12 protein-coding genes are annotated in these 16,880 nt (G+C 65.7%); 6 read left to right on the top strand and 6 right to left on the bottom strand.

The window, feature by feature from the left end; translation table 11 throughout:
- Window positions 1-157: 157 nt before the first annotated feature.
- The 3 genes from H1B27_RS02875 to H1B27_RS02865 all read right to left on the bottom strand — a co-directional run bounded on the left by H1B27_RS02875 (window position 158) and on the right by H1B27_RS02865 (window position 5,765).
- Complete coding sequence (locus H1B27_RS02875; protein ID WP_197964916.1) at window positions 158-3,316, bottom strand: multidrug efflux RND transporter permease subunit; 3,159 nt, start codon at window positions 3,314-3,316, stop codon at window positions 158-160.
- A gap of 6 nt (window positions 3,317-3,322) precedes the next feature.
- Window positions 3,323-4,516, bottom strand: a complete 1,194-nt coding sequence (locus tag H1B27_RS02870; RefSeq protein ID WP_197964950.1) for an efflux RND transporter periplasmic adaptor subunit — start codon at window positions 4,514-4,516, stop codon at window positions 3,323-3,325.
- Window positions 4,517-4,745: 229 nt separating this feature from the next.
- Window positions 4,746-5,765 (bottom strand): SAM-dependent methyltransferase, encoded by a 1,020-nt coding sequence (locus H1B27_RS02865; RefSeq protein WP_197964915.1) that lies wholly within the window; start codon window positions 5,763-5,765, stop codon window positions 4,746-4,748.
- A gap of 168 nt (window positions 5,766-5,933) precedes the next feature.
- On the opposite strand from H1B27_RS02865, the gene H1B27_RS02860 reads away from it, so the two are divergent.
- The 3 genes from H1B27_RS02860 (at window position 5,934) to H1B27_RS02850 (ending at window position 8,730) form a co-directional block, all read left to right on the top strand.
- Complete coding sequence (locus H1B27_RS02860) at window positions 5,934-6,950, top strand: hypothetical protein (RefSeq protein ID WP_061880928.1); 1,017 nt, start codon at window positions 5,934-5,936, stop codon at window positions 6,948-6,950.
- A gap of 195 nt (window positions 6,951-7,145) precedes the next feature.
- Window positions 7,146-8,174, top strand: coding sequence for a peptidoglycan -binding protein (locus tag H1B27_RS02855; RefSeq protein WP_061880929.1), 1,029 nt, complete (start codon window positions 7,146-7,148; stop codon window positions 8,172-8,174).
- A 109-nt stretch (window positions 8,175-8,283) separates the two neighbouring features.
- Complete coding sequence (locus tag H1B27_RS02850) at window positions 8,284-8,730, top strand: GNAT family N-acetyltransferase (protein WP_197964949.1); 447 nt, start codon at window positions 8,284-8,286, stop codon at window positions 8,728-8,730.
- A 24-nt stretch (window positions 8,731-8,754) separates the two neighbouring features.
- On the opposite strand, the gene H1B27_RS02845 is transcribed toward H1B27_RS02850, so the two are convergent.
- On the bottom strand, window positions 8,755-10,605 hold the full coding sequence (locus tag H1B27_RS02845; RefSeq protein WP_197964914.1) for an ABC transporter ATP-binding protein/permease: 1,851 nt from the start codon (window positions 10,603-10,605) through the stop codon (window positions 8,755-8,757).
- Window positions 10,606-10,802: 197 nt separating this feature from the next.
- Between H1B27_RS02845 and rpmE the strand changes: the two genes are divergently transcribed.
- Window positions 10,803-11,030 carry a 50S ribosomal protein L31 gene (rpmE, locus tag H1B27_RS02840; RefSeq protein ID WP_028182497.1) on the top strand — a complete coding sequence of 76 codons (228 nt, stop codon included), beginning with the start codon at window positions 10,803-10,805 and terminating at the stop codon, window positions 11,028-11,030.
- 178 nt (window positions 11,031-11,208) lie between these two features.
- Here the strand turns inward: rpmE and rcdA are convergent, their stop codons facing one another.
- The gene (gene rcdA / locus H1B27_RS02835; RefSeq protein WP_028182498.1) at window positions 11,209-11,718 is read right to left on the bottom strand and encodes a protease adaptor protein RcdA; all 510 of its coding nucleotides are present in this window, start codon (window positions 11,716-11,718) and stop codon (window positions 11,209-11,211) included.
- A 609-nt stretch (window positions 11,719-12,327) separates the two neighbouring features.
- Window positions 12,328-12,519 carry a DUF1192 domain-containing protein gene (locus tag H1B27_RS02830; RefSeq protein ID WP_197964913.1) on the bottom strand — a complete coding sequence of 64 codons (192 nt, stop codon included), beginning with the start codon at window positions 12,517-12,519 and terminating at the stop codon, window positions 12,328-12,330.
- A 112-nt stretch (window positions 12,520-12,631) separates the two neighbouring features.
- Here H1B27_RS02830 and H1B27_RS02825 point away from each other — a divergent pair, with 112 nt between their 5' ends.
- The gene (locus H1B27_RS02825; protein ID WP_197964912.1) at window positions 12,632-13,630 is read left to right on the top strand and encodes an NAD(P)H-quinone oxidoreductase; all 999 of its coding nucleotides are present in this window, start codon (window positions 12,632-12,634) and stop codon (window positions 13,628-13,630) included.
- Window positions 13,631-13,781: 151 nt separating this feature from the next.
- The gene (locus tag H1B27_RS02820) at window positions 13,782-16,658 is read left to right on the top strand and encodes an EAL domain-containing protein (protein WP_197964911.1); all 2,877 of its coding nucleotides are present in this window, start codon (window positions 13,782-13,784) and stop codon (window positions 16,656-16,658) included.
- The last annotated feature ends 222 nt before the right edge of the window (window positions 16,659-16,880 follow it).

Raw genomic sequence — 16,880 nt, 5'->3', positions numbered from 1 at the left:
GATGTAGTCTGGATCGACGGACCCGAGAAGGCAAGCTCCGCTCGTCATTCCGGGACGCGCCTCCGGCGCGAGCCCGAAATCCATGGATCGACTGCGATTGCGGCACGATGGATTCCGGGCTCGTGCTTCGCACGCCCCGGAATGACGAAGAGAAGCCTCAGTGGCCGGTGTGCGCCCGAGCCGGCGGCCCATACGCCTTGCCGTCCTTCGCCGCCGCCGGCTCCCGATCCCCGCCCAGCACGCGCTGCACCGAGACGAAGAACACCGGCACCATCAGGAGCGCCAGGATCACCACCGCGATCATGCCGCCCATCACGATGCTACCCAGCGCCTGCTGGCTGGCGCCGCCGGCACCATGCGCGATCGCCATCGGCAGCACGCCGCAGATGAAGGCGAGGCCGGTCATCAGGATCGGGCGGAAGCGCAGGCGGCAGGCCTCGATGGTGGCTTCCACCAGCGGCTTGCCTTCCTTGCGCAGATCCTTCGCGAACTCGATGATCAGGATCGCGTCCTTCGCGGCGAGGCCGATGATGGTGATCAGGCCGACGGTGAAGTAGACGTCGTTGGGCAGGCCGCGCAGCATGGCGGCGGCGACGGCGCCGACGATGCCGAGCGGCACGGTCAGCAGCACCGCGAGCGGAATGGTCCAGCTCTCGTACAGCGCGGCGAGGCACAGGAACACCACGAATACCGAGAGCGCCAGCAGGAACGGCGCCTGCGAGCCCGAGAGCTTTTCCTGGAGCGATTGTCCGGTCCATTCATAGCCGAAGCCGCGCGGCAGTCTGTCGGCAAGCTGCTCCATCTCGGCGATCGCATCGCCCGAGGTGAAGCCGGGCCTTGCTTCGCCGGAGATGCGCACCGCCGGATAATAGTTGAAGCCGGCGATCTGCGTCGGACCGCGGGCCCATTCCACCGTGGCAAAGGACGAGAACGGCACCAGCTGGCCGCGGCTGTTCTTGACGTTGTAGTTGAGGATGTCCTCGGTCCGCATGCGGTCGCGCGCGTCGGCCTGCACGACGACACGCTGCATGCGGCCGCGGTTCGGGAAGTCGTTGATGTAGTTCGAGCCGAGATTGGTCGAGATCGTGTTGTTGATGTCCTCGAAGGTGACGCCGAAGGCGCCGGCCTTCTCGCGGTCGATCATGAGATTGACAACGCCAGCCTCGGGCAGGCCTTCGATATAGACCTTCTGAAGCACCGGGCTCGCATTGGCCGCCGCGATCAGCTGGTCGGCAGCGCGCATCAAGGCCGAATAGCCCTTCTGGCCGCGGTCCTGGAGGCGGAACGAGAATCCGGAGGAGTTGCCGAGATTGTCGATCGGCGGCGGCTGCAGCGCCGAGATCTTGGCGTCGCGGATCGATGAGAGGTCGCGGTTGATGTCGTTGACGATCGCCGCGGCGGAATCCTTGGGTCCGCGCTCCGACCAGTCCTTCAGCGTGATGAAGGCCTGCGCGGTGTTCATGCCCTGGCCGGAGAAGCTGAAGCCCGTGAGGAAGGTGACATCTTTGACGCCCGGCCGAGCGGCAAGATATTTTTCGACCTTCTCGATCACGGCCTCGGTGCGGGCGTAGGACGAATCCGACGGCGTCTGCACGTCGGTGGTGACGAAGCCCTGGTCGTCGACGGGCAGGAAGCCGCCGGGCAGGCTGACGAAGGCCCAGGACAGGCCGACCAGCAGCGCGGCATAGACCAGCATCAGGCGCCCGGTGCGCTTCAGCGAGAAGCCGACCGTACCTGCGTAGCGAAACCGCGCGGCCTCCAGCATGTGATTGAACCAGCCGAACACGAAATTGCTGGAATGACCGTGCCCCTTGGCGATTGGCTTGAGCAGGGTCGCACACAGCGCCGGCGTCAGCGACAGCGCGAGGAAGGCGGAGAAGCCGATCGCGGCGACCATGGTGACGGAGAACTGGCGGTAGATGATGCCGACCGAGCCCGGGAAGAACGCCATCGGCACGAACACCGCCATCAGCACCAGGGTGATGCCGATGATGGCGCCGGTGATCTGCGACATCGCCTTGCGCGTGGCTTCCTTCGGCGGCAGGCCTTCCTCGGCCATGATGCGTTCGACGTTCTCGACCACGACGATGGCGTCGTCGACGAGGATGCCGACCGCAAGCACCATGCCGAACATCGAGAGCATGTTGATGGAGTAGCCGGCGAGCAGCAGCGTGGAACAGGCGCCCAACAGCGCCACCGGCACCACGATGGTCGGAATGATGGTGTAGCGGATGTTCTGGAGGAACAGGAACATCACCACGAACACCAGCACCACGGCTTCGACCAGCGTCGTCAGCACCTTCTTGATCGAGGCCTCGACCACAGGCGTGATGTTGTAGGGGATCTCGTAGGTGATGTTGGCCGGGAAGAAGCGCGACAGCTCCTTCATCTTCGCTTCGACCGCGCTCGCGGTCGCCAGCGCATTGCCGGTCGGCGACATCAGCACCGACAGACCCGCGGTCGGCTTGCCGTTGAGGCGCGTGTTGAACTGGTAGCTGAGCCCGCCGACCTCGACGCGCGCGACATCGCGCAGGCGCACGGTCGAGCCGTCGGCATTGGCGCGCAGGATGATGGCGCCGAATTCGTCCGGCGAGGAGAGTTGCCCCTTGACCAGCACCAGCGTCGAGGTGCGCTGGCTGGACGTCGAAGGTTCGGCACCGATGCTGCCGGAGGCCACCTGCGCGTTCTGCGCGGCGATGGCCTTGTTGACGTCATCGGCGGTCAGCCCATAGCCGACGAGCTTGGCCGGATCGACCCAGACGCGCAAGCTGCGCTCGGTCGAGTACAGCGTGGCGCGACCGACGCCGGGAATGCGGCGGATCTCACCCAGCACGTTGCGGATCATGAAGTCGCCGAGGCCGACCTCATCCAGGCTGCCGTCGGTCGAGCTCAGCGTGATGATCTGAAGCACCGCGCTGGAGGCTTCCTCGATCAGGATGCCCTGCTGCATCACCGCGCGCGGCAGGCGCGCCTCGACGCGCTTGATGCGGTTCTGGACTTCCACCGAGGCGTCGTTGGTATCGGTGCCGGGCTGGAAATTGGCGATGATCTCGACCTGGCCGAGCGAGTCGCTGGTCGATTCGAAATTGAGAATGCCGGAGGCGCCGTTGAGCTCCTCCTCGATCAGCCGCGTGACGCTGTTGTAGAGGTTTTCGGGCGACGCACCGGGATAACTGGTCGAGATCGAGATCGAGGGCGGCGCGATGATCGGATATTGCGCGATCGGCAGCAGCGGCACCGCGATCGCGCCGATCAAGCAGATGAACAGCGCGACCACCCAGGCGAAGATCGGCCTGTCGATGAAGAAGCTCGGCATAGCGCGTTACCGCGTGAGCTGCTGGGCGTGCCGGTTGTCCGCGGTCGCTTCCGCCTCCGACCAGGATTGCGGCTTGACCTTGTCGCCGGCCGCGAATTTCTGGAAACCTTCGACCACGACCTTGTCACCGGCCTTCAGGCCTTCGGTGACGAACCAGAGTCCTTCCTGCACCGATCCCGTGCGCACCGGCTGGACCACGATGTGGTTGTCGTCCTTGACGACGAACACCTCGCTGCCGCCGCCGCCATTGCGCTGGACCGCCTGCTGCGGCACCGCGATCGCGTCGGAATCGAGACCCTGGTCGATGCGGACCCGGACATACATGCCCGGCAGCAGTTCGCGCCTGGGATTGGGGAACTCGCCGCGCAACGTCACCTGCCCGGTGTGGGCGTCGACCTTGGCGTCGGAGAACAGCAGCTTGCCATCGAGCGAATAGATGGTGTTGTCGTCGAGCACCAGGCGCACCTTGGCGGCATCGGCGGCGATGCGCTCGAGGTCGCCGGTCTCGAAGGCACGGCGGAGCTGGTTGAGTTCATTCACCGACTGGGTGAAGTCGGCATAGATCGGATCGAGCTGCTGGATCGTGGCGAGATTGGTCTCGTTCTGCACGGCGAGCGCGCCCTCGCTGACCAGCGCCGCACCGACCACGCCGTCGATCGGCGCGCGCACGGTGGCATAGTCGAGATTGAGTTTTGCCCGGGCGAGCTCGGCCTTGCGGCCCTCGACCTCGGCATGGGCCTGACGTTCGGCCGCGATCGCCTTCTCGTTCTCGGCTTCCGGGGCAGCGCGATCCTTGGTGAGGGCGGCGATACGATGCGCCTGCTGTTTGGCCTGCATCAATGCCGCTTCGGCCTTGGCGAGCGCGGCCTCGTTGGCCAACACCTCGACCTCAAAGGGACGCGGATCGATACGGTAGAGCGGATCGCCCGCCTTCACCTCGCTGCCCTGGCGGAACAGACGCTGGACCACGATACCGGACACGCGCGGCCGCACATCGGAGACGCGCGTCGGCGCGATGCGGCCCGGCAGTTCGCGCACCACGGCGCGCGGCTGCGGCTTGACGACGACGACGCTCACGTCAGGCGCAACCGGCTGGGCGGCGGATACGGCGGAGCTGGATTCGTCGCAAGCACCAAGAAGCGGCGCAAGGGCCGCGAGCATCAATGCAACGCATGCCGATCGCGCACGAAGTCCTGACATGAAGTGTAGTGCCCCGATGTTGTTGATACTGATCACGCGCAATGGGCCCATCCTGGACTCCGTTCGCGCGGCCGATGCCGTCAAAATAGAGTGGACTTGCTGCGACGCAACGCGTGTTGCAGGCGGCTCATTGTCACACGACCTAACTCGTTGACTTCAGAAGCCTTTTTCCGAATCACCGGATTGTGAGTCCAGTTCCACCGCCGCGTGCTGCGACCGAACACCGCAATCACTCCGCGGCTTTCAGCCGATAATGGCTGATTCCCCATTCGGTTCCACCGGCGTAGCCGAACAGGCCGGATGTTGCGAGGAGGAACCAGCGCCAGCGACGCATGCAACGAGCAGTCTCCTCGCCGTAGACCCTGCGCAAGGACGTCTCGATGGGGCCGCGATGCGCATCGAAATTGGCGAGCCAGTCGTTGGCGGTGCGCTGGTAATGCGTACCGCTCCAGCACCATTCCTTCTCGATCGCAAGGATATCGTCGAATTGCCTGACGAGATGATGACTCGGCATCAGCCCGCTCGTAAAGACATGCTGCGCGATCCAGTCGTTGCGATCGAGCCGGTCGAACAGCTGCGAGCCCGAGCGATGGGTGGCGACCTGCATAAAGAGCCGCCCCTCCGACGCCAGCCATGACCGCACGCGTGTCATCAGCTTGCGCCAGTTCGTCATCTGCCCGAACATCTCAATCGAGACGATGCGGTCGAACTGGCCTTCGGGCGCGAACACGTTCATGTCCGCGGTGACCGCGCGCAGGTTCAGGAGTCCGCGGAGCCGCGCCTCCTCCTCGACATGGGCGCACTGCGCCTGCGAGCCCGACACCACCGTCACCTTTGCATGAGGAAACTGCCGCGCCATCCACAGCGACAGCGAGCCCCAGCCGCAACCGAGCTCGAGGATGGCCTGGCCGTCGGCAAGACCGGCATGCTCGACGGTCTGGCGCAGCGCCTCCTCCTCCGCCTCCCGCAAGGTGCTCGCGTCGGTCTTGTAGAAGCAGGAGGAGAATTTGCGGTTGGGGCCGAGCATCTCGGCGAAGAAGGAAGCAGGCGCCTCGTCGTGCCGGGTCCCCGCACCCTCGGCAATCGGCCGCAGCATCATCCGCCCTGCGAAGGCGGCGTCATCGGCGGCGCCCAGCGCGGACAGGCGGCTCGCCGTGCGGGAGCACAAGCGCTGGATCGCAGCACGGATGACCACGTCCGGCAGCGGCACGTGTTCGGCACTCCCGATGATCGCGGAAACGACGCTCATGCACCTCCCGAATGGTGAGCTTCTGCAGATACCTGCTCATCAAAGCGCCGCTTCCGGCCCCGGTTCCCCAGGCTGTCCCCGAAATTGGCGCATCCGGCGCTTTTTTTGGGCGGGCGCTGTGCCATAGTGCGCACCGCAAGCAAGCTTACGTAACGGATGATACCGACCATGCCGTCTGGGACTTCCCGCTCCACCTTGGATATCGAGTACACGAAACTGTCCTCGCCCAGCGTCTTCCTGGTGCGGATGCTGGTCTTCCTGGTGCTGTGCACGCTGGTTGGCGTGGTGCTCTACAAGCAGATCATCCAAGCTTTCTTCGCCAATCCCGGGCTCAATGCCCTGATCGGGGCGGTGCTGTTCATCGGCATCGTGCTGGCCTTCCGCCAGGTCATCCGGCTCTATCCCGAAGTCTCCTGGGTCAACAATTTCCGTATCGCCGACCCCGGCCTGGCACCGGCCCGGCACCCGAAGCTGCTGGCGCCGATGGCGGCGATCCTCGGCGGCGAGCGCTCCGGGCGGATGACCATCACCCAGACCACGATGCGGCATCTGCTCGATTCCATCGCGACGCGCCTCGACGAGGCCCGCGACATCTCGCGCTATATGACCGGCCTCCTTGTCTTCCTCGGCCTGCTCGGCACCTTCTGGGGCTTGATCGAGACGGTCGGCTCGGTCGGCAAGGTGATCGACGGGCTCAAGGTCGGCGGCGACGCCGGCTCGCTGTTCGACACGCTCAAGGAGGGCCTCGCCGCCCCGCTCGGCGGCATGGGGATCTCGTTCTCCAGCTCGCTGTTCGGCCTCGCCGGCTCCCTGATCCTCGGCTTCCTCGACCTGCAATCGAGCCAGGCGCAGAACCGCTTCTACACCGACCTCGAAGACTGGCTCGCCACCACCGTGCGCGAATATGGCAACGGCGAAGCGCCGCCGGTTGCGGCAGGCGGCGGCGTCGCCAGCGGCGAGCTCCAGGCCGCGGTCGAACGGCTGCGCTCCGTGTTCGAGGAAGGCAGCGCCAGCCGCGGCACAACGGCGGCGATGGCGAGCCTTGCCGAGGCGATCCAGGCGCTGGTCTCGCACATGCGCACCGAGCAGCAGATGATCCGCGAATGGGCCGACGGCCAGGGCGAGCAGAACCGCGAGATCCGGCGCCTGCTGGAGCGCATCGCGCGTCAGCCGGAGAAGAGCTGAGGCGAGGACGGAGGTTTCGTGCCCCGGACGCAATGCAGCACCAGAAGCGCGTCCACGCGCGTCTTCGACACGCTATGGTGATGCATCGCTGAGCCGGGGCCCAGAATCTTCTACCTAACGCTGGGTCCCGGCTCAGCGGCGCATCGCCAAGGCGCTGCACCGCGTCCGGGACACGAGAGAAACGGAGAGACGTAAATGGCTCTAGCGCGCGGCCGCCGCAGCGAAGGCGCTTTCAACTACTGGCCCGGCTTCGTCGACGCGCTGTCGACGCTGGTGCTGTCGATCGTGTTCCTGCTGTCGGTGTTTCTGGTCGTACAGTTCTTCCTGTCGCAGGAGGTCACCGGCAAGGACAAGGCGCTGGAACAGCTCAACGCCAAGATCGCCCAGCTCAACGAGCTCCTGTCGCTGGAAAAGCTCGGCAAGCTCAGCCTCGACGACCAGGTCTCGCAATTGAGGGCGGGCCTCGCCTCGGCCGAGTCCGAGCGCGACCGCATCAAGGGTCTCTATGACGGCCTTGCCGCCGCCGGCAACGACGCGCAAGGCAAGACCGCCGAACTCGGCAAGGCGCTGGACTCGGAGAAGGCGGTCTCGGCGCGGGCCTTGGCGCAGATCGAGGTGTTGAACCAGCAGATCAGCGCGCTCAGGCGGCAATTGGCGGCGCTGGAAGAGGCGCTGGATGCCAGCGAGAAGCGCGACAAGGAATCGCAAAATCGAATTGCCGATCTGGGCTCTCGCCTGAACGTTGCCCTGGCGCAGCGCGTGCAGGAATTGTCGCGCTACCGCTCCGAATTCTTCGGCCGCCTGCGCGCCATCCTCGGCAACCGCCCCGACATCCGCATCGTCGGCGACCGCTTCGTGTTCCAGTCCGAAGTGTTCTTCGATACCGGCCAAGCGACGCTGCTGCCCGAGGGGCGCGCCGAGCTCGACACGCTGGCGACTGCGCTGATCGAGCTCGACAAGAAGATCCCGAGCGAGATCCCCTGGGTGCTGCGCGTCGACGGCCATACCGATGTGCGTCCGGTCAACGGCCCGAACTTCAAGTCGAACTGGGACCTGTCCGCGGCGCGCTCGATCTCGGTGGTGCAATATCTCATCTCGCTCGGCGTGCCCGCCCAGCGTCTCGTCGCGGCCGGCTTCGGCGAATTCCAGCCGCTCGATCCAGGGAACACCGAGGAGGCCTACAAGCGCAACCGCCGCATCGAGCTGAAGCTGACGGAGCGGTAGTGGAGTCGCTTGTGGCAGTCGTTCCGGGGCGATGCGAAGCATCGAACCCGGAATCTCGAGATTCCGGGTTCGCCCTCTGGGCGCCCCGGAATGACGGAGCCCAACAATGATCTCTGCGCTTCACCTCCGCCCTTACCGACCCGAGGACGAAGCCGCGGCGATCGAGCTCTGGCATCGCACCTGGCAGCAGGCCTATCCGCAGATCGACTTCGCGGCACGGCTGGAATGGTGGCGCGAGCGCTGGCGCAAGGACCTGGTGCCGAAGGCCTCGATCGCGGTGGCGGAGCAGGATGGTGCGCTGACCGGTTTCGTCACGATCGATGGCGAAGGCTATCTCGACCAGCTCGTGGTCGATCCGGAGCATTGGGGCTCGGATGCAGCGCGGCTGCTGGTGGACGAGGCCAAGCGTCTCTCGCCGGGAGGAATCACGCTGCTCGTCAACAAGGACAATGCCCGCGCCATCCGCTTCTACGAGCGCAACGGCTTTGCCCATGCCGGCGACGACGTGAACCCGACCTCGGGCCGGCCGGTGCTGAAGATGGTGTGGAAGGCGTAGGCGTTCTCTCCAGCGTTGCCCCTCTCACGCCCCCTCGAACTGCAGCCGCGCCAGCCTCGCATAGAGTCCGTTCGCCGCCACGAGCTCGGCATGCGTGCCCTGCTCGACGATCCGGCCCTGGTCCATCACCAGGATGCGGTCGCAGGAGAGCACGGTGGCGAGGCGATGCGCGATGACGAGCGTGGTGCGGTGGCGCATCAGCTCTTCCAGCGCGGTCTGCACCAGCGTCTCGCTTTCGGCGTCGAGCGCGGACGTGGCCTCGTCCAGCAGCAGCAGCGGCGCATCGCGCAGGATGGCGCGCGCGATCGCAATTCGCTGGCGCTGGCCGCCGGACAGCGTCACGCCGCGCTCGCCGAGCGCCGTCTCGAAACCTTCGGGCAGGCGGCGGATGAACTCGGCGGCGTGCGCGAGCTCGGCGGCACGCTCGACCTCGGCATCGCTCGCATCGGGCCGGCCGAAGCGGATGTTCTCGCGGGCGGTCGCGGCGAACACCACCGAGTCCTGCGGCACCAGCGCGATGCGGGCGCGGAAATCGCGCGGGTCGGCGGATCTGACCGGCACGCCGTCGAGCGAGATCGTCCCGCTGCGCGGATCGTAGAAGCGCAGCAGAAGATGAAAGATCGTGCTCTTGCCGGCGCCGGAGGGACCGACGATCGCGACCTTCTCGCCGGGGCGCACGGTGAACGACACGGCGTCGAGCACCTTGACGTCGGACCGCGCCGGATAGGCGAAGCTGACCTGATCGAAACCGACCTCGCCGCGCGCGGGCACCGGCAGCGCAAGCGGCGCCGCGGGCGCTGTGATCTCGGGCTTCACGTGCAGGATCTCGAACAGGCGCTCGGCCGCGCCGGAGGCGGCCGAGACCTCGCCCCAGACCTCGCTGAGCTGGCCGAGGCCCGCCGCGGCGAACACGGCATAGAGCACGAACTGGCCGAGCCGGCCCGGCGTAATCGCGCCGGAGAGCACGTCGTGCGAGCCGATCCAGAGGATGGCGACCACGCTTGCGAACACGATGAAGATGATGATGGCCGTGAGCACGGAGCGGGCCTGGGTCGAGGTTCGCGCGGCTTCATAGGCCTGTTCGACCTCGCCGCCGAAACGCTTCTCGGCAAACTGCTCGCTGGTATAGGCCTGGACGGTGCGGATCGCGCCGACCAGCTCGCCGGCATAGGCCGAGGCTTCGGCGAGCGTGTCCTGTGCATTGCGCGACAGGCGCCGCACCCAGCGCCCGAAGGCCACCAGCGGCAGCACGATCAAGGGAATGGCCAGCAGCACGAAGCCGGACAGCTTCGGGCTCGTGATCACCATCATCGCCGCGGCGCCCAGGAACATCATCAGGTTGCGCAACGCGATCGAGACCGAGGCGCCGACGGCCGATTTGAGCTGGGTCGTGTCGGCGGTGAGCCGCGAGATCAATTCGCCGCTGCGGGCGGAATCGAAGAAGGCGGGGGAGAGCGAGAGCAGATGGGCGAAGACGTCGCGCCTGAGGTCGGCGACGATGCGTTCGCCGATCGTCATCACGAGATAGTAGCGCGCCGCGCTCGCGAGCGCGAGCACGCCCACCACCGCGAGCATCACCGAGAAGTAGCTGTTGATCAGCTCGATGCCCTCAGGCGTCAGGCCGAAATCGATCATCCTTCGCACCGCGATCGGCACCAGCAGCGTCGTCAGCGCGGCGACCGTGAGCGCGACGAAGGCCAGCGCCGCCCGGCCGCGATAGCGGCTCACATAAGGCGCGAGCGCAAGCAGCGGCCGCAGCTTGGCGCGCCCCTTGGCGGGCTCTTCGATCAGCTCGGCCTCGATCGACGGGATGTCCGCGGCATTCATTGCGGGCCGATTGACATGCTGGTCATCAAGCCGTTCCACTGCGCTCATGATATCCGACCTATTGCATTGGTTTGCTCCCAATAGGCCGGTGTAGGGGTAGTGGCAAATCCGGGAAGTCCCTTAGGGGCAAACCCGGTTCGACGGCCCGACATGGCTTGTTTTGCGAGGTTTCGTGCGGTATAGAGCCGCCCAAATCCGTCATTCGCTAGCCACCCAAGAAGGCGCCGGAGCGCCGAGGAATTGCCATGAAAGCCGAAATTCATCCGGATTATCATACGATTAAGGTCGTCATGACCGACGGAACCGAGTACCTGACCCGCTCGACCTGGGGCAAGGAAGGCGACACGCTGAACCTCGACATCGACCCGAAGTCGCACCCGGCCTGGACCGGCGGCTCCACGCAGATCATGGACCGCGGCGGCCGCGTTTCGCGCTTCCAGAAGAAGTTTTCGGGCTTTCTCAAAAAGGATTGAGCCGGCCGCAAGGCTGGAGACGAAAAACGCCCCCGGCAGACCGGGGGCGTTTTTGTTTGCCGTCATTCCGGGGCGCCCGAAGGGCGAGCCCGGAATCCATAACCACGATCGGGAGTATGGATTCCGGGCCCGCGCCAAGTGGCGTGTCCCGGAATGACGACCGAGATTGTTGACAATATTACCGTTCGAACGCCGCCTTCAGCGCGTTGAGGTGCGGCACCAGCGGGTTGCCGATCGCCACGTGCTCGGCCGGCGGGGTGTGGATCGTGCTGTCGAGGCGGCGCACGCGGGTCTGCAGGCTCATCGAGCGATGTATCAGGTCCTGGAGCTGCGCGGGCAGCTTCTCGACGGTGTCGGCGGGACCGGGATCGGCCGCGGTGAGCTTCACCTTGGTCTTCTCGCGGTTGGCCTGGCTCAGCGTCATCTCGCCCTCCTTCACCGCGCGATGCAGCAGCAGCCAGGAGGCAAGCTGCATCAGGCGTGTCGTGAGGCGCATGCTCTCGGTCGCATAGGTGAGGCTGACGGCGCGATCGAGCGCCTTGGCCTCGACGCGGCCGGCGCCGTCGAGATAGGCGGCGGTCTCTTCGACGAGGTCCATGCCTTCACGGAACAGAACGCCGAACGCCGCAGAATTGGTGAACCGCTCGCTGAGCTGAACGAGAGCGCCTTCGGCCTGCAAACGTTCCATGGTTAACGCCCCTTACGCAACTGTCTGACTGTCCGGCTTGGCGCCGGCTTATGATGAACAAATCATTGCGCGGGCGGAGCGCGGAGTCCAGTGACAAGCGCGGATATGGTTTCCGCGGGTCATTCCTCGCGAGTGCAACTGAGGGGATATTCCTGTTTCGACACGTCTTCTCGACGCGAAACTGCATCCGCTGCGCTTTGCGCAAAAAAAGAGCCGCCGGAGACCGGCGGCTTTGAAAGTTGATAACAGGGAGGCGTCAAACAGAGTGGACAGGAGCCACTCGGTGTCCAAACGAGGACAGTTCCAGTCATAAACCCGAAAGCTTAATCGACCGTAAACGAGCTAATTTTTTGAGAGTTCGTTAGCCATGTCGGCCAGCGGCCGAGTGGGCGGAACAAGAGTTGGCGGTCACCCAACTCAGCGACACACTCCGCCGTCATCCCGGACAAGCGGAGCGCAGATCCGGGATCCATAGCCACCGGCGGATATGGTGACGGGGACTCGGAGTTGCCGGCCTCGCGCAACGACCTCGTCCTGGGACTATGGGTCCCGGATCGGCGCGCGCTTGGGGCGCGCTTGTCCGGGACGACAGTCGTTGTGTGGCGACCGCTACTTCTTGAAAAAGTGATCCGCCGCATCGCGCGAGGCGCGCTTCCTGGTGGCGGCTTCCTCTAGTCTTGCGATCTCGGTCTTGAGCAGCGCGACGCGCTCGGTCAGCTCCTCGACCGACAACAGTGAAAGATCCTGGCCGATTTCGTGCGCGATCTTCCTGCGCGGGCGGTCGTCGTCTTCGATCGGCATCCTCGTTCCTCCTGCGTTCGCGCTGGACCATGGCTGAGACGGTTGCCAGCTTGGATGGCGCTGGCTAAGCAAGGGCCTCGCTTCATCCCGCACCTTTGCTCAAGGACACATCATGGACAAGCTGCCCGCGCAAATGACCGTGATCGCCATCTCCAAGCCCGGCGGACCGGAGGTGCTGGTGCCGGAACAGCGCGCGCTGCCGCAGCCCGGCCCGGACGAGATCCTGGTCAAGGTCGAAGCCGCGGGCGTGAACCGGCCCGACGTCGCGCAGCGCTCCGGCGCCTATCCACCGCCGCCCGGCGCCAGCGACCTGCCGGGCCTCGAGATCGCGGGCGAGGTGGTGGCGGTCGGCAGCAATGCCAGGCGGCACAAGGTCGGCGACAAGGTGATGTCGCTGGTCGCCGGCGGCGGCTATGCGCAGTACTGCATCGCCCAGGATGCCCAGGCGATGAGCGTGCCGCCGGCCTTGTCGATCAAGGAAGCCGGCGCGCTGCCGGAAACCCTGATGACGGTCTGGCACAACGTGTTCGAGCGCGGCGGCCTCAAGGCCGGCGAGACGCTGCTGATCCATGGCGGGTCTTCGGGCATCGGCACCATGGCGATCCAGCTTGCGAAGGCATTCGGCGCAAAAGTGTTCGTCACCGTGGGATCGCAGGACAAGATCGATGCCTGCCTCAAGCTGGGCGCCGACCGCGCCATCAACTACAAGACCGAAGACTTCGTCGCCGTGGTCAAGGCCGAGACCAACAACCTTGGCGTCAACCTGATCCTGGACATGGTTGCCGGCGACTATGTCGATCGCAACTATGATGCCGCGGCGGTCGACGGCCGCATCGTCCAGATCGCCACCCTCAACGGCCCCAAGGTCAGCGTCAACATCGCCAAGGTGATGGTCAAGCGCCTGACCCATACCGGCTCGACGCTGCGCCCCCGTACTAATGCGGACAAGGCGGCGATGGTGGCCGCGATCGAGGCGAAAGCGATGCCGCTTTTGCGCGAAGCCCGCATCAAGCCGGTCATGGACAGCGCTTTCCCGCTGGAAAAGGCGGCGGATGCCCACCGGCGCATGGAAACCAGCGCACATATTGGCAAAATTGTGTTGGAGGCCTAGGCCGCCGGCCCACAGGTCAGGCTGGAAACCCTTTGATTTTCCTCGCTTTCGTGGCATCTATCGCGACGCGCCGAACCACTTCGGTCCGGTTTGAATCGCCTTCTAGATTCGCCTTGCACTCAGAGTTTGCGTCGAACGCGGAGAACTGACCTTGCGTCTGATCAGGTGCCTCGCGCCCATCGCGCTGGGCCTCATGATTCTTGTCGCCGCGTATCCCGCGCGCGCGCTGGACGCCGTCAGCGTCCGCAGCGACGCGCCCGCGATCGACCTCACCGGCGTGCTCGAGCATCAGCGCAGCGATGCCGATCGCATCCAGGTCTCCACCGCGCCCGGCACTGACGGCATCGTCCGCCGCATCGAGGTGCGCGCCCGCGAAGGCGGGCAGAACTGGGTGGTGTTCGCGCTCGCCAACAACACCGACGACCAGCTCGACCGCCTGATCGTCGCCCCGCATTATCGCATCGTCTCCTCGGGGCTGCTGTGGCCCGACCTCGGCCTGTCGCGCATCGCGACCATCACGCCCTCGATCGGCGACCGCCCGGAACGCCAGGAAAGCGCCACCGCCGACGTGTTCCGCATCACGCTCGACCCCGGCGCGGTCGTCACCTTCGTTGCGGAGCTGCGCACCGACAAGCTGCCGCAGCTCTATCTGTGGGAACCGGAATCCTACAAGGACAAGGTCAATTCCTTCACGCTCTACCAGGGCATCGTGATCGGCATTTCCGGCCTGCTCGCGCTGGTGCTGACCATCCTGTTCGTCGTCAAGGGCAGCATCATGTTCCCGGCCGCCGCGGCGCTGGCCTGGGCGGTGCTGGTCTATATCGGCGTCGATTTCGGCTTCTGGGGCAAGGTGCTCGACATGTCGAACAACGCCGAGCGCATCTGGCGCGCGGCGGGCGAGGCCATCCTCGCGGCAACGCTGCTGGTATTCCTGTTCGCGTACCTCAATCTCAGCCGCTGGCACGTGCGCTATTCCCACATCACGATCGGCTGGCTCGCCTTCCTCGGCTCGCTGGTGGCGCTGGCGCTGTTCGATCCGGCCGTGGCTTCCGGCATCGCACGCATCTCGCTGGTGCTGATCGCCTTCGCCGGCTTTGCGCTGATCGTCTATCTCTCCACCCACGGCTTCGACCGCGCGGTGCTGTTGATCCCGACCTGGTTCCTGCTGGTGGTCTGGGTGGTCGCGGCCGGCATGACCGTCGCGGGTTCCGTCACCAACGACATCGTCGGCCCGGCCCTGCTCGGCGGCCTCGTGCTGATCGTGATGCTGATCGGATTCACGGTGATGCAGCACGCCTTCGCCGGCGGCGGAGCCACCACCGGCATCGTCTCCGACATCGAGCGGCGGGCGCTGGCGCTCGCCGGCTCCGGCGATCTGATTTGGGATTGGGACGTGTCCGCCGACAAGGTGTTCACCAGCCCCGAGACCGAAGCCCTGCTCGGACTCAAGCGCGGCACGCTGGAAGGCCCCGCGGCGTCCTGGCTAGAGGTGCTGCATCCGCTCGACCAGGACCGTTTCCGCGCCGCGCTCGACAGCGTGCTCGACCAGCGCCGCGGCCGGCTGGTGCAGGACTTCCGCCTGCGCACGCCGGACGGCCATTTCATGTGGTTCGCGCTGAAGGCCCGCCCGGTGGTCGGCTCCGACGGCGAGGTCTCGCGCGTCGTCGGCACGCTCACCGACGTCACCGAGCTCCGCAACGCCGAGGAACGCCTGCTGCACGATTCCGTGCACGACAACCTCACCGGCCTGCCCAACCGCAAGCTGTTCATGGACCGGCTGGGCGCTGTCGCCAACTTCGCCAAGACCATGCCGACGCTGCGACCGACGCTGATGGTGATCGATCTCGACCGCTTCAAGCAGGTCAACGATTCCGTCGGCATCGCGGTCGGCGATTCCATCCTGCTGACGCTGGCCCGCCGCCTCACCCGCATCCTGAAGCCGCAGGACACGCTGGCGCGGCTGGCCGGCGACCAGTTCGGCCTGATCCTGCTGTCCGAGCAGGACCCGGCACGCATCACCGCCTTCGCCGAGACCATCCGCAAGACCATCCGCGCGCCGATCGCCTTCAACGACCGCGAGATCTTCCTGACGGCATCGATCGGCCTCGCCTTGTCCGATCCTCAGACGCAGCTCACGGACGAGATCATCAAGGACGCCGAGCTGGCGATGTACCACTCCAAGCGCATCGGCGGCGACCGCATCGACGTCTACAAGCCCGCCATGCGTGCGCGGAAGACGGACCGGCTGACGCTGGAGAGCGAATTGCGCCGCGCCATCGAGCGGCAGGAGATCACCATCCTTTATCAGCCGATCGTGCGGCTGGAGGATCGTTCGATCGCCGGATTCGAGGCCCTGGCACGCTGGGACCATCCGAAGCTCGGGCGCATGGCGCCGTCGGAATTCATCACCATCGCCGAAGAGACCGGGCTGATCGTCGACCTCGGCATGTTCGTGCTCGACCAGACCGCCAAGCAGCTCTCGGTGTGGCAACGCGCGATGCGCTCGCGCGAGCCGATCTTCGCCTCCGTCAACGTCTCCTCACGGCAGTTGCTGCGCCACGACCTGATCCACGACATCCGCACCGTGCTGTCGCGCTCCTCGGTGGCGCGCGGCACGCTCAAGCTGGAGCTGACGGAATCGCTGGTGATGGAGAATCCGGAGCACGCGGCGCAGATGCTGACGCGGATCCGCGAGCTCGGCACCGGGCTGTCGCTCGACGATTTCGGCACCGGCCATTCTTCGCTGGCCTATCTCCAGCGTTTCCCGTTCGACACCATCAAGATCGACCAGTCCTTCGTGCGCACCACCAGCCGCGGCACGCGCCCGGTGATCCTGAAGTCGATCATCGCGCTCGCGCACGACCTCGGCATGGACGTGGTGGCGGAGGGCGCCGAGACCGATTCCGATGCGGTCGAGCTCTACCAGATGGGCTGTGAATACGCGCAAGGCTTCGCCTTCGGCGAGCCGATGGATGCGGACGCGGCGATGCGCCTCTTGACGGAAGTGCGGCTGGAAGCGGCGAGCTAGGCTCTCTTCTTCCCTTCTCCCCTTGTGGGAGAAGGTGGCATAGGCGGCCTGTGGCCGCCGTTCTTAGGAACGCCGAAGCGAGCTTCGGCTATGGCGCCGGATGAGGGGTTCGTTCCGCAGGTTCAGATGCGAGAGACTGGCGCGCGGAGAGAACCCCTCACCCGTCTCGCCGCTTCGCGGTGAGCCACCCTCTCCCACAAGGCCCACAAGGGGAGAGGGGAA

The organism is Bradyrhizobium diversitatis (assembly GCF_016031635.1).
Lineage (GTDB): Bacteria > Pseudomonadota > Alphaproteobacteria > Rhizobiales > Xanthobacteraceae > Bradyrhizobium > Bradyrhizobium diversitatis.
The sequence above is the reverse complement of the archived record's forward strand: the minus strand, read 5'-3'. Positions and strand labels throughout refer to the sequence as shown.